The following is a 20099-nucleotide window of genomic DNA, read 5'->3' as shown; positions in this document are numbered from 1 at the left end:
TATGAAGAAGATTCTAACAATTATTATTTTATTTTTTTCGACTACAACTTTAGCTGCAAATGAAAGAAATTTAGAACTAGATAAATTATTTATAGATTTAAAAAAAAATGATCCAACTTTATCAAAGAATATTGAACTAAAAATTTGGGATCTTTGGAGCACACATCCTACTGATGACAAACTAACATCAATTTTAAATGAAGGATCTAAATTAATGCAGGATAAAAATTTATTTAGGGCCATTTCAGTTTTCACAGAGGTAATTGAAATGGATCCAACTTGGGCTGAAGCTTGGAACAAAAGAGCTACAGTATATTATATGATTGGTGAATTTGAAAAATCACAGAATGATATTAATAAAGTTCTTAATTTAGAAGACAGACATTTTGGTGCTTTAGCCGGTCAAGGTTTAGTAAATATTCAACTTAAAAATTATGAAAAGGCAATTCTTAGTTATCAAATGGCAGAAAAAATCTATCCTACAATGAGATCTCCAAAAATTATGATTAAAAAAATACAAGAATTAATAAAAAGAGACTCAATTTGAATGTGTGGACGATATGTTGTTAAAAATCCTGTAACCAAAACAAGTAAATTAGTTAAATCAGCTATTCAGGTTGATGATATTGAAAACTATAACGCACATCCTTATCAAAAACTTCCAGTTATTAAAAAATATAAAAATGGAAATACATTAGAGTCACTTAAATGGGGTTTAATTCCAGGCTGGGCTAAAGATAAAGATTTTAAAGCATTAATTAATGCAAGATTAGAGACTATCGATGAGAAAGTTTCATTTAAAAAACTAATTAAAAATAATAGATGTGTTGCTGTAGCAGACGGTTTTTATGAATGGAAAAGAGAGGAAAAAGAAAAAACTCCACATTATTTCACAAGAAAGGATGGAAATTTAATATTTTTTGCTGGTATTTTTGAAGACGATCAGTTTTGTTTAATTACTGAAGAAGCTAAAGAAAATATAAGCGAAATTCATCATAGACAACCAGTTATAATTAATCAAACAGATGTTAATAGATATTTAAATTTGGAATTACAGGGTTCAAACTTCTTAAATGAATGTAATAAACCAGATCTTATATTTCATGAGGTGTCAAAGGATGTAAATAAACCGACAAATAATAGCGCATCTTTAGTTCAAAAAGTAAGTAATGAATAATAAAATTGAATTAAAAGGTAAATGTTTGTGTGGTGCAGTTAAATACAAACTTACTGAAAAACCATTATTTACTCAGGCCTGTCATTGCAAAGATTGTAAAATTTTAACAGGTTCATCTTATGTTATCAATTCAAGTGTTCTGGATAATACTTTAAGTATTGAAGGAGAAATTTCATCAACTATTAAACTCCAAGCTGGTAGCGGCAAATCTGTTAAAATATTTTTCTGTAACAAATGTGGGTCTTATATTTACACAGATTATGAGTCTGCGATTGGTAGATTAAATGTTAGAACTAAAACTTTAGAAAAATCTGACGAATTTCCCCCACAAGCTCACATATTTACTAAAGATAAAGATGAATGGGTAAATTTATCAAATATTAATAATTGTTTTGAGAAAATGTATGACCCAAAAGAAACCTGGCCAAAAGAAAGTATTATTAGAATTAAAGAATATCTAAATACAAAAAAATGAAAAATATCTATCATTCAGATATTTATAAATTTGAAACTCCTATCAATAGTTACTGGGAAGATATTTCACAAGAAAACTTAAACTTAAAAAAACTAACCAAAGATACCAACTCAGAAATAGTTGTTATTGGTGGGGGTTATACAGGTTTATTATGTGCAATTAATTTGATTGAAAATCATAACTTAGATGTGATTTTAGTTGAGGCGGGAAAAATTGGATGGGGTGCATCATCTCGTAATGCTGGATTTAATTGCCTACCACCAAGCAAAATGTCTTTTAAAAAAATGCAATCTATTTATGGAAGAGAAGAAACAAAAAACTTTTTTAAAAATTCTGTTGAGGGCTCAAATCATACAAAAGATATCATAAAAGAATATAATATTGATTGTGATGTAACAGGAGATAGTAATTACGTTGTTGCTCATCATAAAAATAAATTTGAACAAATAAAAGAACAAGCCGAGGTTTATAAATCTGAGTTTGGTATTGAAACTGAGATCTATTCTAAAGAACAATTTAATGAAATTGGTCATGGAGGAACGGAACAATTTGGAGCATTTTCCTATAAACCTGGTTTCGCAATAAATCCTCTTAAATTTGTTAATGGAATTGCAAGATATGCTTTATCTAAAAAATTAAAGATATATGAAAATACCAAAGTAGATAAGATTGATAAAAAAAATGGATCTTATATTTTAAAAACTAAAGAGGGATCTATTCGGTCAAAAAAAATAGTTGTTGCAACTAATGGATTTTATCAAGAGGGATTAATTTCTCAAATGGATGGCAGAATATTACCAATCATTTCAAATGTAATTGTTACTAGAAAGCTTAATGAGGATGAACTTAATGCTCACAACTTCAAAACATTTTCACCAATCGCTAATACTAAAAATCTATTGTATTATTATCGAAAGCTACCTGACAATCGGATTTTGTTTGGAACTAGGGGGGATTTGACTGGAAGTGATCAGTCAAATTTAGCTATGTCGAAAAAAATGGAGAAGTTTTTAAAATATATATTTCCAAAATGGTCAAATGTCTCAATTGATTATAATTGGAGGGGCTTAATTGCCTTATCTCAAAAACTCAACCCATCAATTGGTAAAATTGAAAACGAGGAAATTTATTATGGATTTGGCTATAATGGAGTAGGGGTGAGCGCAGCTCCCTGGACTGGAAAACAGCTATCTAAACTAGTCTTTTCCTCAAATAGTAAAGATCTTAATATTTCAAAGATTTATAAGGGATTACCAAAAAAATTTATATTTCCTCAATTAAGGATATTTTATTTTAGATTGGCTGTGTGGTTTTATACAATTAAGGATAAGCTTAATGTTTGATATAAGTTAATAAATATTTATTAAATTTAAGTATTTATAATAAGGAGAATTATATGTTGAAAGTGTATCTGGCTGGTGAAATCCATACTAGTTGGCGTGATGAAATTATTGATCTTTGTGCTAAAGAAAAATTAGATATCAAATTCACTTCTCCAGTAACTGATCATGAGGCCTCTGATAATTGTGGAGTAGAGATTTTAGGAGAAGAAGAAAAAAATATGTGGAAAGACCGTAAAGGAGCTAATATCAATTCAATTCGAACTAAAAAATCTATTCAAGATAGTGATGTTGTTGTTGTTAAATTTGGGGAAAAATATAAACAATGGAATGCTGCCTTTGATGCAGGCTATGCTTCAGCTTTAAATAAATCTATAATTGTTATTCACAACGAAGATCATCTTCATGCTCTAAAAGAAGTTAATGCTGCTGCATCAGCAGTTGCGTCTGATCAAAAACAGGTTGTTCGTATATTAAAATATGTTTTAGAGGGAACATTAAAATAATTATTTATGCTTACATATATAGTTCCATTTATAATTCTAATTCTAGTAGTTGTATTCATACACGAGTATGGACACTATTATTTCGCAAGGAAATATGGAGTAGGTGTTACTGATTTTTCCATTGGATTTGGAAAAGAAATTTTTGGATGGAATGATAAATCAGGCACAAGATGGAAAATTTGTTGGATACCTTTGGGCGGATATGTGAAATTTTTTGGAGATAGAAATGTGTTTTCACAAGCTGACCATGAAAAAATTTTAGAACAATATAGTAAAGAAGATCAAGATAAATTATTTGTTATTAAACCTTTGTATCAAAGAGCATTAATTGTATTTGGTGGACCCTTGGCTAATTTTTTATTAGCTATAGTTATTTTTTTTTCTATTTATACTTTTATAGGAAAAGATTTTACCCCTGCTGTTATCAATGAAGTTCAAAAAGATAGCCCTGCAATGATAGGTGGGCTAAAACAAAATGATATCATTTTAGAAATTGATGGTAACAAAGTTAACAGCATTATGGATGTCTCAAAGTTTATTACTACTTCAACAGGAGATGTTATTGATTTTAAAGTCGAAAGATTAGATCAAGAATACTTACTTAAAATTACACCAAATATAGTTTTAAGTGATGATAATTTAGGAAACAAAATTAACAAAAGAATGGTTGGCATTAAACTTGGTGCATATAATAATGAAATAAATCATGTAAAACTTGGTCCTACTCAGGCTTTAATTCATTCAATTAAAGAAGTTTACTTTGTTAGCGCGGCCTCACTTAAATATATAGGCACTATGATTAAAGGGACTGGTGACAGTTCTCAATTAGGAGGCCCAATAAGAATAGCTAAAATTACTGGTCAAGTTGCTGAAATTGGTATTCTTCCTTTTATTTCTATCATGGCTTATATCTCTATAAGTCTTGGACTTATTAATTTATTTCCAATACCAATGTTAGACGGTGGTCACCTAATGTTTTATGCTTTTGAAAAGGTTTTAGGACGTCCATTATCTCAAAAAACTCAGGAAGGTTTTTTTCGAATCGGTATGTTTTTATTGATATCATTGATGTTTTTTACAACGTTTAATGACTTAAAAGACTTGGGTTTATTCAGTTAATTAATAAGTTTAATTTGTTTAATAAGCCTTTAAAATAGCGCTTAATTTAGCCCAAACTATATATTGTGTTGAAAAATTTAAGAGACACTAAAAAAAAGCTTGATTTATCAACGTTTATGACAAGTATGATAATTAATCAACAAAACCGGAGCTAAAATGAACAAAAAACAACTAATTGCCCAGCTTTCAGGCTCATTAAATATGAGTAAAGCCGATGCTGAAAGAACATTTGATACAATAACAAACACCATTTTGGACGCATTAAAAGGTGATGATTCAGTAAAAATTGCTGGATTTGGTACTTATAAAGTAGCTAAGAGAAAAGCAAGAGTTGGAAGAAACCCGAGAACAGGTGAGCAAATTCAAATCGCTGCTTCTCAAAAAGTAAAATTCTTACCAGCAAAAGCTTTAAAAGAAGTATTCAATAAATAATTTTTTTTAACAGCCCTAACGTTTAAAATACGTTTAGGGCTGTTACTATATGCAAAAAATGCATATCCAGTTTACCTAATCAGCGTTAGTTTAAAGAATAAATGAAACTATAAGTCACCACTTAAACAAGTGGAGGTCTAATGACTAAAATAATAAAAAAAATATCAACACCGCTTCTGAGTTTAATATTTTTATTAAACATGAGTAGTGCGGGTATGGCGGAGACAACTGTCTCTGGAGAAGTTCAAGCGATATTTAACTCGCTTCTATTTTTAATTTGTGGTTTCCTTGTCATGTTCATGGCGGCGGGTTTTGCTATGCTAGAATCTGGTATGGTAACTTCAAAAAGTGTATCAGTAATTTGTGCTAAAAATATAGGTCTATATTCAATTGCTGGAATTATGTTTTGGCTTTTTGGTTATAATTTAGCTTATGGAATTCCTGAAGGAGGATACATAGGAACATTTACACCATGGTCAGATGCAAGTGCAGTTGATACAGGTTATGCTGATGGATCAGACTGGTTCTTCCAAATGGTATTCTGCGCAACAACAGTTTCAATTTGTTCAGGTGCAATGGCTGAAAGAATTAAGTTATGGCCGTTTTTCTTATTTGCAGCTATTTTAGCTGGGATAATTTATCCAATCGTTATGGGTTGGCAATGGGGCGGAGGCTGGTTGGCAGAACTAGGCTTCTCTGATTTTGCTGGTTCTACATTAGTACACTCAACTGGTGGTGCAGCTGCTTTAGCTGGTATTATTTTGTTAGGTGCTAGAACTGGAAGATTTGATAGCAAAGGTAATCCTAAAGCATTACAACCTTTTGCTGCTTCTTCAATTCCGTTAGTAACTGTTGGTGTATTCATATTATGGTTAGGTTGGTTTGGATTCAATGGTGGATCTCAACTAGCTATTGGAACATTTGATGATGCAGTTGCCGTATCGGGTATATTTATTAATACTAATCTTGCTGCTTGTGGAGGTGTTATGGCTGCTGCAATCATTACAAGATTAATGTATGGTAAAACAGATGTAATTCAAATGTTAAACGGAGCAATTGGTGGCCTTGTAGCTGTTACAGCTGAACCATTAGCACCAACACCTTTAGCTGCTATTTTAATTGGAGCTGTAGGTGGATTAATCGTAGTATTTGGAACTAAATTATTATTCAGTTTCAAACTTGACGATGTAGTAGGTGCAATTCCAGCTCACATGTTTGCTGGAATTTGGGGAACATTAGCAGTGCCATTAACAAACAGTGATGCATCGTTTAGTGCACAATTAATTGGTGTACTTTCAATAAACATTTTTGTGTTTGCTGTGTCTTACATCATATGGTCAATAATGAAAGCTACGTTTGGAATCAGATTGAGTAAAGAAGCTGAAACTAAAGGAACAGACGTTACTGAAACAGGTGTAATTGCTTACGCAATCAGAGACTAATTGCATGCAATAAAGAGGCTCTTCGATCTCCATATCGTTATCTCATTGAAGAGCCTCTTAAAAACAAAATAACTATCTCTCTCTCTTATAGTTAGTAAAAGGCCCCTTTTTAGGGGCCTTTTTTTTATTTTTTTAAAAATGTTTTAAGTGTTTCAAGGACTTCTTTAGCGTGGTCTTTAACTTTAACGTTTTCCCAAATTTTTATAATTTTGCCCTTTTTATCTATTAAAAATGTAGTTCGATTAATACCCATAAATTCACGACCCATAAATTTCTTTTTACCCCAAACCTTATATTTCTTAAGGATTTTGATCTCTTCATCAGCTAATAAATTAAATTTTATCTTATATTTGTCTCTAAATTTGTCGTGACTTTTAATATTATCTTTAGATATTCCATAAATTTCACATTCTAATTTCTCAAATTTTGATAGTAATTTATTAAAATCATTAGTTTCAATTGTGCACCCTGGTGTGTCATCTTTAGGATAAAAATAGATTACAACATATTTTCCAAGAGAATTTTTTAATGAATAAGTTTCTTTTGATGTAGATAGCAGTTTAAAATTTGGCGCTTTAGTATTAATTTTTAACATAATTTTCTAGCAATATAATACTATTAAGGTATTTTAAAACACAATTATGACAGTTAAATCTATTCAAACTTTAGTATCAGAGGCAATGCAAGAAATTAAAACAATTAATGCAGATGATGCTCATAAAATGGTTGAAGATAATGAATGCAATTTAATTGATATAAGAGAAGCTAGAGAATTAGAAAAAACAGGTAGTGTTGAAAATTCAGTTCACATTTCAAGAGGAATGTTAGAAATCTTTTTAGATCCAAACAGTGTTTATTTCCAAAAAGGAAAATTAGATCAAAATAAAGAAATGGTTCTATTTTGTGCTGGAGGTGTTAGATCAGCTTTGGCAGTGAAAGCTTTAAAAAATATGGGTTATGAGAAAGTTTCACATATAGAGGGTGGATTTGGAGCTATTAGTCAGAGTAAGTTTAAAATTGTTTAGTTAGAGCTTACTTCATCAACAGCATAGTCTAGACGATCTTGACCCCAGAAAATTTTATTATTAGCAACAAAAGTTGGAGCTCCAAATAATTCTTTTTTAAATGCTTCTGCTGTTAATTCTTTTAACTGATCTTTAATTAATTGATTACTTATTCCCTCAAAAAATTTTTTGTTATCAATATTTAATATTTTTAATATCTTGGTTATTTCAATTTCATTAGATAAATCAATGTTATCTCTCCAATACGCGTTAAAAAATGCATCTAGATATAATTTTTTTAAATTTTCTTCTACATATAAATATCCTCTCATCATATAAAGAGAGTTTATTGGAAATTTAGAATTCCAATTAAAAGAAATATCATTTTTTTCTGATACTAATTCACAATCACTTTGTAATATTTTTATTTTGTATTTATTAAATGCTGGAGCATCAATTTCAGCCAACTTATGTAAACCGCCCAATAGAATAGGCTTATAATTAAATAAGACTTTTTTATTTTGAATGATTTTTTGAATTTTTTTGTGAGCAATAAATGAGAAGGGACTAATTATATCAAAATAAAAATCTATTTGATTACTCATATAGGCTCATACGTTTTGCATAGAAAATTCGGATTATCCAATAAACAAACAATCCAATTGGACCTATTAAATAAGTAATAATCAGAGGTAATGCCAAAAGAAACTTATTAATAAAAAATTTCTGAGCATCTTTTACAATCCACCCACCTAGAAATAAATTGATTGCAATAAAATGTATCCAGAAAATCATTAAATACAAGTTATCTTCAAATAATCTGGATAACTCATATATGCCTAAATATAGGGTGAAGTTTCCAACAAAATCATACCCGATTAAATATGATTTATATAAAACAAATGTATAAGCCCCACCTAATAAAAAGATCGGAAATATTGATGTTACAAAATACCTACATAAGTGTGATTGTGGAAAAAAAATTAAAATAAACCAAAATGGCAATACACCTAAATTAACCCACATGTAAAGTGTCTCAATTGTAAAGTAAGTATAAATTTGTTCGATCATTTAAATATATTATATAAAATCTAACCATGATTCCTATAAGAAATAGAAAAAAATCCTTAAATGTAACAGTTGAAGAGATGAGAAATTTTGCCTTAGCTTATGTCGACAAATATGCACCCTCAAAACAACAATTAAAAACCTATTTGTTAAAGAAATATATGAAACTTTCAGCATCAGATATAAGAAAAAAAGATGTAAATAAACTTATTGATATTGTTCTTATAGATTTAGAAAAAAGTAAATTTATCAATGATAAATTTTATTCTGAGAGTAAAGCGAAAAGTATGATCCAAAAAGGAAATTCAATTAATAAAATCAGAAATTATTTAATTGGCAAAGGCATCAATGATGAGTTCATAAAAGATACAGTCGAGAAAATAAATGAAGATAATTCTGATCAAGATTTTTTTTCAGCTATAAAAATTTGTAAAAAAAAAAGAATTGGTCCAGCAAGAGTAGAAGACAATAGGATTTTATTTTACAAAAAAGATATATCTTTACTAGCCCGGAATGGTTTTGATTTTGAAACTTCAAAAAAAGTAATGGATATAGAAAAAGATGAATATTTAAAAATAATAAATTTACTTTAATTTTTTTTTATCTTCTTCTTCAACTAAATTATCTATTTTATTTCTTATGTAGTTTTTAACAAATACAAAAACTAATAAACCAAAAATTGAAACAGAAACTAATATTATTAATATTATTCTTAATTGCTCATCCATTATAATAAATTTTTACTTTTTAAAATTATACTTGGGTTTTTTAAATCTTTTTTTCCATATAAAATCTCATTACCATCAAAATCTGTTATAGTACCACCTGAGGCAACTAAAATTGCATGTCCTGCAGCAATATCCCATTCGTAGGCTCTTGGTTCTGCAACATAACCATCGTATTCTCCGGTTGCCACAACACAAAATTTTAAGGAGCTTTTCATTTTTATATTTTCAGTAACACCTAAGTCTTGATATATTTTTTGAATTTCAGGTTTAATTTTATTTGAGTAAGAAATAAATCTTAAGGGCTGATTATTTTTAATTTCTTTATCATTTAGACTTTTAATAACTCCGTTACTTAATTCATAAGCACTTCCTTTACCATAAGCGTAAAACATTCTCCTCTTAGCAGGTGCATTAATTAATCCGCCTACTGGTTCATTGTTAATAATTAAGCCCGCGTTGATTGTAAATTCCTCAAGATCATTTATGTAATCGTATGTTCCATCAATTGGATCAACTAGCCAAAAGTCTTTTAGAGTTGAATTATTTTTATTGTCCGATGTTTCCTCAGAAATAATTGGTATGTCTGGTGTTATTTCAGAAATTTTTTTAGTAATAAACTTATTAACCTCAATGTCACCATTACTTACTGGTGTATTGTCAGATTTAATTTCTTTTTTTAACCCTTTATCTCTTAATGAAATAGATAACTCTCCAGCCTTTAAAAAGGTATCTACTAATTCTTCAATTATTTTTTTTATATCCATTTAAAATTAGCCAATTTTTTTTAACTCAATATTTTTTGCATTAATTACTTTTTTTCCAACATTTTCAAAATTAACGGTAACTTTATCTTTTATAATAGATTGAACCTGGCCAATACCCCAGTCTTTATTGCTTGGATTAGTGACTTTGTCACCTGGTTCATAATCTAAAATCATTTAATTTAACTTATATTGTAAATAAGTATAAATACCACCTTATGAATAATGAATTAAACTCTATTGGAATTAATAAAAAGCCAGAGGATACGACAGTGGTTGTTGCTATGTCTGGAGGAGTTGACTCATCAACAGTTGCTGGCATGATGAAAAACGAAGGTTATAAGGTTATAGGAATTACTTTGAAACTTTATGATGATGGTAAAGAAGTCGCAAAATCAAAGCAATGTTGTTCAGGACAAGATATAATGGATGCAAAACGTGTTGCGCATAAATTAAACATTGAACATAAAATTTTATATTATCAGGATAAATTTAAACAGGGAGTTATTGATAATTTTGTAGACAGTTATTTGAATGGAGAAACCCCAATTCCCTGTGTTCAATGCAATCAAACTGTGAAGTTTAAAGATTTATTTGAGGTATCAAAAGAACTTAATGCAGATGCCTTAGTTACAGGTCATTATGTAAAAAGTATTACATCTAACAATACAACTAACATGTATAGAGCAATTGATGAAAATAGAGACCAAAGTTATTTTTTATTTAATACTACACGTGAACAATTAGACTATCTAAGATTTCCATTAGGTGGAATGCTTAAAGATGAAACAAGAGAAATTGCTAAAGATTTAGATTTAAATGTTGCCGACAAACCAGATAGCCAAGACATATGTTTTGTACCAAATGGAGATTATGCTTCTGTTATTAGAAAATTTAGACCAGATTCTTTTCAAAAAGGAAATATAAAAAATCTAGACGGTGATGTAATAGGTGTGCACGATGGAATAATTAATTTTACTATTGGTCAAAGAAAGGGAATTAAAGTATCCGATAAAGAACCTTTGTATGTTCTCAAGATTAATTCTGAAAATAACGAAATAGTAGTCGGTCCAAAAGAAAAACTTGGAAAAAAATCTATAACTCTAAAAGATTTAAATTTATTAACTGATAAAAAAGAGCTAAAAAAAAATATATTTGTTAAAGTTAGATCAACAGGTAGCCTTTTAGAGGCAAAAATTGATTTAAAGGATGATAATACAGCTAATGTTAGTTTAATAAGTCCAGAAGATGGTATTTCACCTGGGCAGGCATGTGTATTCTACAACAAGGACCAATATGGTCACAAGGTTTTAGGTGGTGGTTGGATTAAAGATTAGAGGAATTATTTCTTCTTATTTTTTCTTTTAGCTCTTCTTTTTTTAGAGCCTTGTTTTCTTCGGCCTCTATGTTTCTTCGGGTAACTCATTAAATCCTATATATTAATTTTATTGACGTTTTTTACGGGATATAGCATTGTCTTCTAAACATATCAAATTTTATTATGAACAATTCTTTCAAAACGTTCCTGAAACATACTGCAAAAGACTTTCATAATCAGTCTGTGAACCCCCCAGTTGTTAGAGCATCGACAATTATATTTAAATCGATGCAACATATAAGAAAGACACAAGCAAAAGCTCAAAAAAACCCAATTGGTGGACATTATGATTATGGCAGACAAGGAACATCAACAACACATATATTACAAAAGATTTTAACTAAACTTGAAGAAAGTTATCATGTATTTACAACTCCAACAGGATTTGGAGCAGTATTTTTAGCAATTTTCAGCATTACCAGACCCGGAGATGAGATAATACTTACAGACTCAGTTTATAGTCCAACAAGAATTTTAACTCAAGATTTTCTTAAAGAATTTAATATTAAAGCAGTTTTTTATGATCCACATGATTTAAAAACTATTGAAAAAAATATTTCAAAAAAAACTAAATTAATTTTTGTTGAAAATCCAGGAAGTAACTCTTTTGAATTTCAAGATCTTGGAAAAATCATATCTATTGCTAAAAAAAATAAAATTTTAACTGCTATAGATAATACCTGGGCAACTCCTTATTATTTTAAACCTATTAAGTTTGGTTTTGATATGTCAATTGTGTCTGCTACTAAATATTATTCAGGTCATTCCGATGTAATGGGTGGAAGTTTAGCGGTAAATAAAAAAGTTTTTAATAAAGTGAAAACTGCTGAGAGAAATACAGGCTTAAGATTGGGTCCTGATGATGCTTATTTGATTACAAGAGGATTAAGAACTCTTGATGTAAGATTAGATCGCCATAGTGAAAATGCAAAAAAAGTTGCTGAATTTTTATCAAAAAATAAAAAATTTAAATTACTTTATCCTTATAAAAAAGATTCTTACAATTTTAGAATGTGGAAAAAATACTATTCTGGTGCATCAGGATTAATGGGGTTAAAGATAAAATCTAAAAATACAAATTCAGTTAAAAAATTTGTTAATTCACTTAAATTATTTGGTTATGGTTATAGTTGGGGTGGTTTTGAAAGTTTAGCTTTACATCAAGAATACAGAGAAACAGGAAATAGAAAATACTTAAATTTAGCAAAAGATGAACATCTTGTAAGATTACATATAGGTCTTGAAGATCCTAGCGACCTTATCGCTGATATCAAACAGGCTTTAAAACATTTAAAGTAAATTTAAATGTCAGCTGAAAAATTTATTAAAAATAAAACAGTTCTAATTACTTTGGTTTCAGCTTGTTTAATTGTCATTGTTTCACTTGGAATTAGACAAACATTTGGAATGTTCTATTTTGATTTTTCAACTGACCTAGGAATTACTCTTTCACAATTCGGATTTGCCCTAGGTCTTCAAATGTTTTTATGGGGAGCTTTTGCGCCTTGGTTTGGTGTTATTACAGATAAATATGGTGGGCATATAGCTGTATTTATTGGTTTTGTATTTTATCTATTTGGAATTTTGATACTAGTTTCAGAATATAACACTGGACTTTATTTTGTAACCGGTATTGGTGTATTAATTGGAGTAGCACTTGGTGGAACTGCAATTAGCATCCCAGTTTCTGTTGTCGCTAAACATTTTCATGACTCAAACAGAACTGTAGCTATAGGCATTGTTACTGCAGCTGGTTCTTTTGGTTATTTTGTTTCACCAGTTTTTACGAGGTACTCCTTAGTAGAATTTGGATGGGAAAACACATTATTAATTTTTGCGGCATTTGTTGCTGCAGGATTATTTTTAGCTTTTTGTCTAACTACTCCAAAAAATGTAGTTGGTGGTAAAACTGATGATGATCAAACAGCCTTGGAGGCTTTAAAAGAAGCTTTGAATAATAAAAGTTACATTTATCTAACTTTAGGTTTTTTTGTATGTGGATGGCATATTGCTTTAGTTGCCACACATATTCCAGTTTATATTAATGATAGAGGTCTACCTGAATGGTGTACAGTCACAATTTTATCAATGATAGGATTATTTAATATAGCAGGAACATTGTCATCAGGATATTTAGCTCAAAAATTTAGTAAAAAAATAATTTTAAGCACTATTTATTTGGCCAGAGGTTTAGTTATTGCTATATTTATTTTTCTTCCACCAAGTCCAATTATTGCAGTATTGTTTGGTATTACTTTTGGTTTTTTATGGCTCTCAACAGTTCCTCCAACAATGGGGATTGTCGGATTTGTATTTGGAACTAAATATATTGGATTATTATATGGAATAGTATTTTTAAGCCATCAAGTAGGATCTTTTCTTGGAGCATATTTGGGAGGAGTATTTCATGACTTGTACGGCTCATATGATTATGCATGGTACATATCTATAGGTTTATCAGTCTTTGCAGGCTTGATACATTTACCCATTAAAGAAAAACAAGTTGCAAGACTTCAAACAGTTTAGAAAATTGATCAGAGAAAATTATTTAAATAGAATTAACAACTCCAACAAAACTTTTATCATTTATAAAACGATCAAAGGTTTTGATTTATTTACAGATTTTTCAAAAAAAATAACTTTAAATAATAAAAATATCATTAATTTTTTAAATCAAAAACATAAGTTTAAGACAAAGTATAAAGATACAGATTTAATGATAGGTTTTTTTGGATATGAATTATTAAATAATCTAATTGGAGTAAAGTTACCTAAACAAAAAAGTATCAACTTTCCAAAAGGAATATTCTATAAGCCAGAAACTAAAATTTCTTTAAAAGAAGATTTAACTTATCAATTAAATTCATCAAAAAAAATAGATAAAGAATTTAAGATAAATATTGATCAAAAATCATACACTAAAATCTTTAATAAATTTAAAAAGAAAATTAGATCTGGTGAGACATATCAAATTAAAATATGCACAAAATATAAAAATAAATCTTCAATTGATCCTTTAGACTTTTTTTGCAGATTGACTAAAAGCAATTTAGCACCAGAAGCTTTCATGATTAAAGATAAAAACTTCTCAATTATTAGTTGTTCACCTGAGAATTTAATTACTAAAAATGGTTCTAAAATATCAACAAAACCTATAGCTGGAACATTAAGAAAAACTAAAAATTTTAATAAGAATAAAGCTTTAAGTTTTTTTAGAAATAATATTAAGGAAACTAAAGAGCATAATATGATAGTTGATATGGAAAGAAATGATCTTTCAAGAATATGTAAACCTGGAAGCGTTAAGCTTAACAAAGAAAAAACAGTCGAAGAATATAAAGATCTTTATCATTATGTAAGTTTAATTACAGGAAAGCTTAAAAAAAATATAAAGAATATAGATATTATAAAAGCAATGATGCCTGGTGGATCAGTAATTGGTTGTCCTAAAATAAGCACATTAAATCTTTTGAACAATCAAGAAAAAGAAAATCGAAATATTTATACAGGGAGCTTTGGTTTCATTAAATTTAATGGCGATATGAGATTTAACATAATTATTAGATCAATATTAAATTATAAAAATGTTTCTGAAATTTCAGTCGCATCCGGGGTTGTAATTGACAGTAATGCAAAACATGAATTTAATGAAAACTTTATTAAAGCAAAAGCGTTAATAGATTTATATAAATGATATATGTAATTGATCACAAAGACTCGTTTACACATAATGTGGTTCATCAATTTTCATTATTTGATAATGTCGTGTGTGATGATTTTAGTAAAATTAACAACTCAAAATTAAATCAAGCATCAACAATTGTTTTTTCTCCAGGACCAGGTTCTCCAAAAGATTATCCATTGTCCTCAAAAATTTATAAGAAATTTAAGGGTAAAAAGAAAATAATTGGGATTTGTCTGGGGTTTCAGCAAATATTATTTTGTGAAGGAGCTAGTATAATTGAACAAAGTAAAATTTATCACGGATTTCAATCAGAAGTATTGGTTAATAAATCAAGTAAACTATTTAACACTGGACGCAAATTTAAAGTTGGTCGTTATCATTCTTTAAAATTAAAAGAACCCTTTGTAGCAGAAAATTTTGACATAACAATGAGATGTGTTATTTCAGGAGCCGCAATGTCATTTGAAAATAACATTGATAAAATTTATGGATTTCAATTTCACCCAGAATCATTTTTAACTTTAAATGGTAAAATACTTATTAAAAAAATCTTATCAGCTTAAAGATCTTAAAGAAATTGAATTTAAAGATCTTTGGGGAGATCGTGGTGTGTTTACAACAATGTGGATATTTAAAAATCCTTCAAAAATTCTTTTCTTTAAAGAACATATTAATAACTTAATCAAATCTGCTAAAGCTTTCTCAATATCTAAATCATCATTAAGATCAAATATTTTAAGATTAATTAAAAATAATATTGATTCAAAAGTAAGATATAATCATTTATTAAGAGTTGCTGTTAATAAAGGCATTCTTTCAATTTCATTAAGAAAACGTATCAAGCCAAAGTTAAATTTTAATTTAAAATTAGTAAAACTAAAAAGACAAAAACCTGAATTTAAAAATTTAAAATATAAAGAAATAATAAAACATTTATCCAAACTTGATAATTCAAAATCAGATATTGGGTTATGCTCAAATAAAAAAATTTTTGAAACCGGAACTTCTAACTTACTTTTTGTTAAGGATGGTAAATTCTTTTCACCAATTGATAAATTTTACAAAGGTATTACATACAAATTTTTTAAGTCAAAAATAAAAAAAATTACAAGAAAAGATATTTTTGTTAGTAATTTAAAAGAGTTTGATGAAATTATTTTGATTGGATCTGGAAAAGGAGTTGCTTCAGTAAAAACCATTAACCAAATAAAATGGAAAAGAAAAAGCCTAAAATTTTATAAAATTCTTTCAAAACATTATCAATCGGCAATTAACAAATGCCCAAGGTATAAATAGATTATGAAAGATCCCAATGATCCTTGTTTATTCTGCAATCCTAAAATTAGTGGAGTTGCGCATGAAAATAATTTAGCTTATGCAAGTTATGACTCTTATCCAGTTTCAGAATATCATTGCCTGATAATTCCAAAAAGACATATGAGTGATTATTTTGAATTAACAAACAATGAAATAATTGCTTGCAATGATTTAATTAAGATAATTAAAAATGAAATTTTAAATAAGGATCAAACTGTTAAAGCATTTAACATTGGAACTAATGCAGGTAAAGAATCTGGTCAATCAATTATGCACTGTCACATTCATGTGATTCCAAGAAGAGAAGATGATGTTGAAAACCCACAAGGTGGAGTGAGATCAGTAATCCCAAAAAAACAGCATTATAAAAGAAAAATATAAATTACAGGTTGTTATTAAAGACACATTGACCAATAGTTAAGGTTGATCTATAGAATTAACTAGTTTAGAAAATCTTTTTATTTTAATAAAATTTTTAACATTAAGGGTAATATGTTGGGAACTAATCCATTTTCTGTTTTAGCTGAAACAGTTTCGCCATTTGCTATGCAAAGCTTTATTGTTGCAATGATAGTTTTGATTGCTTTAGGAACAATAATTCAGATGATACATCATAAAAATATTACTTATTTTTTTAACAATGCAAAAAAAGCAAAACTTCAAGCAACTAGAGAAATAGGTGCTGGAGAGAAAGCTTCAATCATTGCAAAAACAGCAGTTGTAGACATTGGAACTACTTCAGAATTAGGATTTGGAAAAAGAAGATTATCTCATGTATTAGGTATGTACGGTACTATAATATTTTGGATATCTTCAGCAGTATTAGTATTTTGCTATACAGGTGCTGATAAAACTTCTTCATCAATGTGGTCTGTTTTATGGCATGTTGGGGCAATATTAACTTGTGTAGGTGGATATTGGTTCTGGTTCTTTTTAAGAGTTGATGTCTCTGCAGAGGCTCATCCTTGGTATAGAATAATTAAAGCAGATTTATTTGTGTTAGCTTTATTAGCTTGTTCTACTTTTGGGTTAGCTTGGTCATACACACAATTTAATGGTCAGACAGGAATTTCATTTTTGTTTTTAACTTTATTTGTAGTTTCAAATTTAGTTTTATTTGGTGGAGTTTATTGGTCTAAATTTGCTCATATGTTTTATAAACCAGGGGCAGCAATACAAAAAAATTTGGCTGAAGCTGATGGATCTAGAGATAATTTACCTCCACCAGCTGAAGCGCCTGAGCAATTTGGCCTAGGCATAAAAAGAGAAGAGCCAAAACACTATTAATATGTTAACTAGAAAAGGAATAAATTAAATTATGTCAACATTTGTATATATGACTAGATGTGATGGATGTGGTCATTGCGTAGATATTTGTCCGTCAGATATAATGCACATTGATGAAAATATAAGACGTGCAAAAAATATTGAGCCTAACTTTTGTTGGGAATGTTATTCATGTGTAAAAGCGTGTCCAAATCATGCAATTGATGTAAGAGGATACGCTGACTTTGCTCCAATGGGACACAGTGTTAGAGTTAGACGTGAAGAAGAAAAAGGAACTATTTCTTGGAAGATAAAATTTAGAAATGGAACAACAAAAGATTTTGTTTCACCAATTACAACAAAACCATGGGGAAAATTTATTCCAAAGCTTGCTGATGGAGATAAGCCGAACCAAGGTGAAATTAACTCACAACGTTTATACACAGAACCTGAAGGACTTAATATTGATGGTGAATTACCTGCGGTACCAAAAGAATCCTTTAAAAAAGGAGTTTACTACTAATGGCTAAGCATAAAACACATTATGAAGAATGCGATGTTCTAGTTGTTGGTGGAGGTATGGCTGGAACGGGTGCTACTTTTGAAGCTAGACACTGGGGTAGAGACATGAAAATTATTTGTGTTGAAAAAGCTAACATTGATAGAAGTGGAGCAGTTGCTCAAGGACTTTATGCTATTAACTGCTACATGGGTATGCAGTGGGGTGAGAACCAACCAGAAGATCATGTAAGATATGCAAGAAATGATTTAATGGGAATGGTTAGAGAAGATTTAGGTTATGACATGGCAAGACACGTAGACTCAACAGTTCATATGTTTGATGAGTGGGGCCTTCCAATGATGAAGAATGAAGAAACTGGTAGATATTTAAGAGAAGGTAAATGGCAAATCATGATTCATGGTGAAAGTTATAAACCTATTGTTGCAGAAGCAGCAAAAAAATCTGCTGATAAAATTTACAACAGAATAATGATTACTCATTTATTAATGGATGAGTCTCAAGAAAACAGAGTAGGTGGAGCTGTTGGATTTAATATGAGAACTGGAGACTTTCATGTGTTTAGAGCTAGAGCAGTAATTGTAGCTGCTGGTGGTGCTTCTCATATATTTAAGCCTAGAGCTGTAGGTGAAGGTATGGGAAGAACTTGGTATGCTCCGTGGAGTAATGGTTCAGCATATGCCTTACCGATTGCTGCAGGTGCAAAAATGACACAAATGGAAAACAGAATTGTGTTATGCAGATTTAAAGATGGATATGGACCTGTTGGTGCTTATTTTTTACATTTAAAAACTTATACACAAAATGCTAACGGTGAAAACTATGAAAAAAAATGGTATGAGCAAACTAAAGAGTTAGTTGGAGAGTATATTGATCATCACCCAACTCCAACCTGTTTAAGAAACCATGCTTTTATTCAAGAAACTATGGCAGGTGGTGGACCAATTCATATGGTAACAACTGAAGCCTTCCAAGACCCACATTTAGAAACTGTTGGATGGGAAAACTTTTTAGGTATGACAGTTGGTCAAGCAGTTGTTTGGGCTTCTCAAAATATCGATCCAAAATATACTAATCCGGAATTAACTACATCTGAGCCTTATGTTATGGGTTCTCACGCAACATGTTCAGGAGCATGGGTAAGTGGACCAGAAGATTTATCTCCTCCAGAATATTTCTGGGGATACAATAGAATGCTTACAATTGATGGACTTTTTGGAGCTGGTGATACTGTAGGTGGAAGTGCTCACAAATTTTCATCAGGCTCTTTTACAGAAGGTAGATTAGCTGCAAAAGCAGCAGTTAAGTATATTGAAGATAAAAAGGCTGAAGGTTTAAAGGTATCTGATAAACAATGTGAAGATTTTAAAACTAAAGTTTATAAACCTCTAGAAACATATACAGTTGCTCAAAATGAAATAACTGGAGGTACAGTGTCTCCTAGTTACATCTCTCCAATTCAAGGATTACAGCGTTTACAAAGAATAATGGACGAATATGTAGGGGGAATCGCAACTAATTATATGACTAATGCTAATATGTTAAAGAGAGGTTTGGAGCTTTTAGCTTGGTTAGAGGAAGATCTTGAAAATGTTGGGGCTGAGGATTATCACCAACTAATGAGAGCTTGGGAGCTTAAACACAGAGCTCTTACTTCACAGTGTGTAACAGAACATACTATGTTTAGAGAAGAAACGAGATGGCCCGGATATTATTACAGAGGTGATCATATGAAACTTGATGATGATAACTGGCATTGCCTAACAGTCTCTAGAAGAGACCCTAAAACTGGTAAATTTAGTATGGAGAAAGTTCCTGTCTATCATATCGTGGACGAGAACGAGAAGAAAAAAGCTTCTTAATTAAATTTTTAAGTACTCA

At 29.7% G+C, this 20099-nt stretch carries 26 protein-coding genes; 20 read left to right on the top strand and 6 right to left on the bottom strand.

Features of this window, described 5'->3' with window-relative positions:
- The first annotated feature begins 1 nt into the window (after position 1).
- The 8 genes from PB7211_RS06135 to PB7211_RS06100 all read left to right on the top strand — a co-directional run bounded on the left by PB7211_RS06135 (position 2) and on the right by PB7211_RS06100 (position 6491).
- Positions 2-547, top strand: a complete 546-nt coding sequence (locus PB7211_RS06135; protein WP_034399146.1) for a tetratricopeptide repeat protein — start codon at positions 2-4, stop codon at positions 545-547.
- Positions 548-1177, top strand: coding sequence for an SOS response-associated peptidase (locus tag PB7211_RS06130; protein WP_008544172.1), 630 nt, complete (start codon positions 548-550; stop codon positions 1175-1177).
- Positions 1170-1652 carry a GFA family protein gene (locus PB7211_RS07870; RefSeq protein ID WP_029454475.1) on the top strand — a complete coding sequence of 161 codons (483 nt, stop codon included), beginning with the start codon at positions 1170-1172 and terminating at the stop codon, positions 1650-1652. Before PB7211_RS06130 ends, PB7211_RS07870 begins: the two co-directional genes overlap by 8 nt.
- The gene (locus tag PB7211_RS06120) at positions 1649-2995 is read left to right on the top strand and encodes an NAD(P)/FAD-dependent oxidoreductase (protein ID WP_008545342.1); all 1347 of its coding nucleotides are present in this window, start codon (positions 1649-1651) and stop codon (positions 2993-2995) included. Before PB7211_RS07870 ends, PB7211_RS06120 begins: the two co-directional genes overlap by 4 nt.
- A 53-nt stretch (positions 2996-3048) precedes the next feature.
- The gene (locus PB7211_RS06115) at positions 3049-3498 is read left to right on the top strand and encodes a YtoQ family protein (protein WP_008546018.1); all 450 of its coding nucleotides are present in this window, start codon (positions 3049-3051) and stop codon (positions 3496-3498) included.
- A gap of 6 nt (positions 3499-3504) precedes the next feature.
- Entirely contained in the window at positions 3505-4617 is a 1113-nt protein-coding gene (gene rseP / locus PB7211_RS06110) for an RIP metalloprotease RseP (RefSeq protein ID WP_008546098.1), read from the top strand.
- Positions 4618-4773: 156 nt separating this feature from the next.
- Positions 4774-5049 (top strand): HU family DNA-binding protein, encoded by a 276-nt coding sequence (locus PB7211_RS06105; RefSeq protein ID WP_008545361.1) that lies wholly within the window; start codon positions 4774-4776, stop codon positions 5047-5049.
- 140 nt (positions 5050-5189) lie between these two features.
- Positions 5190-6491 (top strand): ammonium transporter, encoded by a 1302-nt coding sequence (locus PB7211_RS06100; RefSeq protein ID WP_008545426.1) that lies wholly within the window; start codon positions 5190-5192, stop codon positions 6489-6491.
- A gap of 124 nt (positions 6492-6615) precedes the next feature.
- Here the strand turns inward: PB7211_RS06100 and bcp are convergent, their stop codons facing one another.
- Positions 6616-7086 (bottom strand): thioredoxin-dependent thiol peroxidase, encoded by a 471-nt coding sequence (gene bcp / locus PB7211_RS06095; RefSeq protein ID WP_008545779.1) that lies wholly within the window; start codon positions 7084-7086, stop codon positions 6616-6618.
- A gap of 46 nt (positions 7087-7132) precedes the next feature.
- Between bcp and PB7211_RS06090 the strand changes: the two genes are divergently transcribed.
- The gene (locus PB7211_RS06090; RefSeq protein ID WP_008544362.1) at positions 7133-7516 is read left to right on the top strand and encodes a rhodanese-like domain-containing protein; all 384 of its coding nucleotides are present in this window, start codon (positions 7133-7135) and stop codon (positions 7514-7516) included.
- On the opposite strand, the gene PB7211_RS06085 is transcribed toward PB7211_RS06090, so the two are convergent.
- Both PB7211_RS06085 and PB7211_RS06080 read right to left on the bottom strand, forming a co-directional pair.
- Positions 7513-8100, bottom strand: coding sequence for a 2-hydroxychromene-2-carboxylate isomerase (locus PB7211_RS06085; RefSeq protein ID WP_008545290.1), 588 nt, complete (start codon positions 8098-8100; stop codon positions 7513-7515). The two genes, PB7211_RS06090 and PB7211_RS06085, sit on opposite strands and share 4 nt — an antisense overlap.
- On the bottom strand, positions 8093-8566 hold the full coding sequence (locus PB7211_RS06080) for an ABA4-like family protein (RefSeq protein ID WP_029455374.1): 474 nt from the start codon (positions 8564-8566) through the stop codon (positions 8093-8095). The genes PB7211_RS06085 and PB7211_RS06080 overlap by 8 nt, the downstream gene beginning before the upstream one ends.
- A 26-nt stretch (positions 8567-8592) precedes the next feature.
- Here PB7211_RS06080 and PB7211_RS06075 point away from each other — a divergent pair, with 26 nt between their 5' ends.
- Positions 8593-9156 (top strand): regulatory protein RecX, encoded by a 564-nt coding sequence (locus tag PB7211_RS06075; protein WP_008545927.1) that lies wholly within the window; start codon positions 8593-8595, stop codon positions 9154-9156.
- On the opposite strand, the gene PB7211_RS08020 is transcribed toward PB7211_RS06075, so the two are convergent.
- Genes PB7211_RS08020 through PB7211_RS07915 form a run of 3 tightly spaced genes read right to left on the bottom strand, consistent with a single transcriptional unit; the run spans position 9148 to position 10229 of the window.
- Positions 9148-9291, bottom strand: coding sequence for a hypothetical protein (locus PB7211_RS08020; protein ID WP_034399144.1), 144 nt, complete (start codon positions 9289-9291; stop codon positions 9148-9150). The genes PB7211_RS06075 and PB7211_RS08020 overlap by 9 nt on opposite strands.
- Positions 9291-10055 carry a 3'(2'),5'-bisphosphate nucleotidase CysQ family protein gene (locus PB7211_RS06065; protein ID WP_008544185.1) on the bottom strand — a complete coding sequence of 255 codons (765 nt, stop codon included), beginning with the start codon at positions 10053-10055 and terminating at the stop codon, positions 9291-9293. Before PB7211_RS06065 ends, PB7211_RS08020 begins: the two co-directional genes overlap by 1 nt.
- Positions 10056-10061: 6 nt before the next feature.
- On the bottom strand, positions 10062-10229 hold the full coding sequence (locus tag PB7211_RS07915) for a DUF3553 domain-containing protein (protein WP_008544731.1): 168 nt from the start codon (positions 10227-10229) through the stop codon (positions 10062-10064).
- A 41-nt stretch (positions 10230-10270) separates the two neighbouring features.
- On the opposite strand from PB7211_RS07915, the gene mnmA reads away from it, so the two are divergent.
- The 10 genes from mnmA (at position 10271) to aprA (ending at position 20080) form a co-directional block, all read left to right on the top strand.
- Positions 10271-11389 (top strand): tRNA 2-thiouridine(34) synthase MnmA, encoded by a 1119-nt coding sequence (gene mnmA, locus PB7211_RS06060; RefSeq protein WP_008546086.1) that lies wholly within the window; start codon positions 10271-10273, stop codon positions 11387-11389.
- A gap of 164 nt (positions 11390-11553) precedes the next feature.
- The gene (locus PB7211_RS06055) at positions 11554-12729 is read left to right on the top strand and encodes a trans-sulfuration enzyme family protein (protein WP_034399143.1); all 1176 of its coding nucleotides are present in this window, start codon (positions 11554-11556) and stop codon (positions 12727-12729) included.
- Positions 12730-12735: 6 nt separating this feature from the next.
- Positions 12736-13956: an MFS transporter gene (locus tag PB7211_RS06050; protein WP_008544704.1), complete on the top strand. Its 1221-nt coding sequence runs from the start codon at positions 12736-12738 to the stop codon at positions 13954-13956.
- Complete coding sequence (locus PB7211_RS06045) at positions 13934-15124, top strand: chorismate-binding protein (protein WP_232208841.1); 1191 nt, start codon at positions 13934-13936, stop codon at positions 15122-15124. The genes PB7211_RS06050 and PB7211_RS06045 overlap by 23 nt, the downstream gene beginning before the upstream one ends.
- On the top strand, positions 15121-15678 hold the full coding sequence (locus PB7211_RS06040; protein ID WP_008544331.1) for an aminodeoxychorismate/anthranilate synthase component II: 558 nt from the start codon (positions 15121-15123) through the stop codon (positions 15676-15678). The genes PB7211_RS06045 and PB7211_RS06040 overlap by 4 nt, the downstream gene beginning before the upstream one ends.
- Positions 15641-16411: an aminotransferase class IV gene (locus PB7211_RS06035; protein ID WP_008545252.1), complete on the top strand. Its 771-nt coding sequence runs from the start codon at positions 15641-15643 to the stop codon at positions 16409-16411. The genes PB7211_RS06040 and PB7211_RS06035 overlap by 38 nt, the downstream gene beginning before the upstream one ends.
- A 3-nt stretch (positions 16412-16414) precedes the next feature.
- The gene (locus PB7211_RS06030) at positions 16415-16813 is read left to right on the top strand and encodes an HIT family protein (RefSeq protein WP_008545688.1); all 399 of its coding nucleotides are present in this window, start codon (positions 16415-16417) and stop codon (positions 16811-16813) included.
- A 111-nt stretch (positions 16814-16924) separates the two neighbouring features.
- Positions 16925-17719, top strand: a complete 795-nt coding sequence (locus PB7211_RS06025; protein WP_008545638.1) for a hypothetical protein — start codon at positions 16925-16927, stop codon at positions 17717-17719.
- Positions 17720-17750: 31 nt separating this feature from the next.
- Positions 17751-18221 (top strand): adenylyl-sulfate reductase subunit beta, encoded by a 471-nt coding sequence (gene aprB / locus PB7211_RS06020; protein ID WP_029454500.1) that lies wholly within the window; start codon positions 17751-17753, stop codon positions 18219-18221.
- Complete coding sequence (gene aprA / locus PB7211_RS06015; protein WP_008544778.1) at positions 18221-20080, top strand: adenylyl-sulfate reductase subunit alpha; 1860 nt, start codon at positions 18221-18223, stop codon at positions 20078-20080. Before aprB ends, aprA begins: the two co-directional genes overlap by 1 nt.
- Positions 20081-20099 lie beyond the last annotated feature (19 nt).

It is taken from the genome of Candidatus Pelagibacter sp. HTCC7211, from assembly GCF_000155895.1.
Classification (GTDB): Bacteria; Pseudomonadota; Alphaproteobacteria; order Pelagibacterales; family Pelagibacteraceae; genus Pelagibacter.
The sequence above is the reverse complement of the archived record's forward strand: the minus strand, read 5'-3'. Positions and strand labels throughout refer to the sequence as shown.

Excerpts from the sequence above, each read along its gene's own strand:
- PB7211_RS06135 (WP_034399146.1), top strand. The coding sequence starts at position 2 with ATGAAGAAGATTCTAACAATTATTATTTTATTTTTTTCGACTACAACT.
- PB7211_RS06130 (WP_008544172.1), top strand. The coding sequence starts at position 548 with ATGTGTGGACGATATGTTGTTAAAAATCCTGTAACCAAAACAAGTAAA.
- PB7211_RS07870 (WP_029454475.1), top strand. The coding sequence starts at position 1,170 with ATGAATAATAAAATTGAATTAAAAGGTAAATGTTTGTGTGGTGCAGTT.
- PB7211_RS06120 (WP_008545342.1), top strand. The coding sequence starts at position 1,649 with ATGAAAAATATCTATCATTCAGATATTTATAAATTTGAAACTCCTATC.
- PB7211_RS06115 (WP_008546018.1), top strand. The coding sequence starts at position 3,049 with ATGTTGAAAGTGTATCTGGCTGGTGAAATCCATACTAGTTGGCGTGAT.
- rseP (WP_008546098.1), top strand. The coding sequence starts at position 3,505 with ATGCTTACATATATAGTTCCATTTATAATTCTAATTCTAGTAGTTGTA.
- PB7211_RS06105 (WP_008545361.1), top strand. The coding sequence starts at position 4,774 with ATGAACAAAAAACAACTAATTGCCCAGCTTTCAGGCTCATTAAATATG.
- PB7211_RS06100 (WP_008545426.1), top strand. The coding sequence starts at position 5,190 with ATGACTAAAATAATAAAAAAAATATCAACACCGCTTCTGAGTTTAATA.
- bcp (WP_008545779.1), bottom strand. The coding sequence starts at position 7,086 with ATGTTAAAAATTAATACTAAAGCGCCAAATTTTAAACTGCTATCTACA.
- PB7211_RS06090 (WP_008544362.1), top strand. The coding sequence starts at position 7,133 with ATGACAGTTAAATCTATTCAAACTTTAGTATCAGAGGCAATGCAAGAA.
- PB7211_RS06085 (WP_008545290.1), bottom strand. The coding sequence starts at position 8,100 with ATGAGTAATCAAATAGATTTTTATTTTGATATAATTAGTCCCTTCTCA.
- PB7211_RS06080 (WP_029455374.1), bottom strand. The coding sequence starts at position 8,566 with ATGATCGAACAAATTTATACTTACTTTACAATTGAGACACTTTACATG.
- PB7211_RS06075 (WP_008545927.1), top strand. The coding sequence starts at position 8,593 with ATGATTCCTATAAGAAATAGAAAAAAATCCTTAAATGTAACAGTTGAA.
- PB7211_RS08020 (WP_034399144.1), bottom strand. The coding sequence starts at position 9,291 with ATGGATGAGCAATTAAGAATAATATTAATAATATTAGTTTCTGTTTCA.
- PB7211_RS06065 (WP_008544185.1), bottom strand. The coding sequence starts at position 10,055 with ATGGATATAAAAAAAATAATTGAAGAATTAGTAGATACCTTTTTAAAG.
- PB7211_RS07915 (WP_008544731.1), bottom strand. The coding sequence starts at position 10,229 with ATGATTTTAGATTATGAACCAGGTGACAAAGTCACTAATCCAAGCAAT.
- mnmA (WP_008546086.1), top strand. The coding sequence starts at position 10,271 with ATGAATAATGAATTAAACTCTATTGGAATTAATAAAAAGCCAGAGGAT.
- PB7211_RS06055 (WP_034399143.1), top strand. The coding sequence starts at position 11,554 with ATGAACAATTCTTTCAAAACGTTCCTGAAACATACTGCAAAAGACTTT.
- PB7211_RS06050 (WP_008544704.1), top strand. The coding sequence starts at position 12,736 with ATGTCAGCTGAAAAATTTATTAAAAATAAAACAGTTCTAATTACTTTG.
- PB7211_RS06040 (WP_008544331.1), top strand. The coding sequence starts at position 15,121 with ATGATATATGTAATTGATCACAAAGACTCGTTTACACATAATGTGGTT.
- PB7211_RS06035 (WP_008545252.1), top strand. The coding sequence starts at position 15,641 with ATGGTAAAATACTTATTAAAAAAATCTTATCAGCTTAAAGATCTTAAA.
- PB7211_RS06030 (WP_008545688.1), top strand. The coding sequence starts at position 16,415 with ATGAAAGATCCCAATGATCCTTGTTTATTCTGCAATCCTAAAATTAGT.
- PB7211_RS06025 (WP_008545638.1), top strand. The coding sequence starts at position 16,925 with ATGTTGGGAACTAATCCATTTTCTGTTTTAGCTGAAACAGTTTCGCCA.
- aprB (WP_029454500.1), top strand. The coding sequence starts at position 17,751 with ATGTCAACATTTGTATATATGACTAGATGTGATGGATGTGGTCATTGC.
- aprA (WP_008544778.1), top strand. The coding sequence starts at position 18,221 with ATGGCTAAGCATAAAACACATTATGAAGAATGCGATGTTCTAGTTGTT.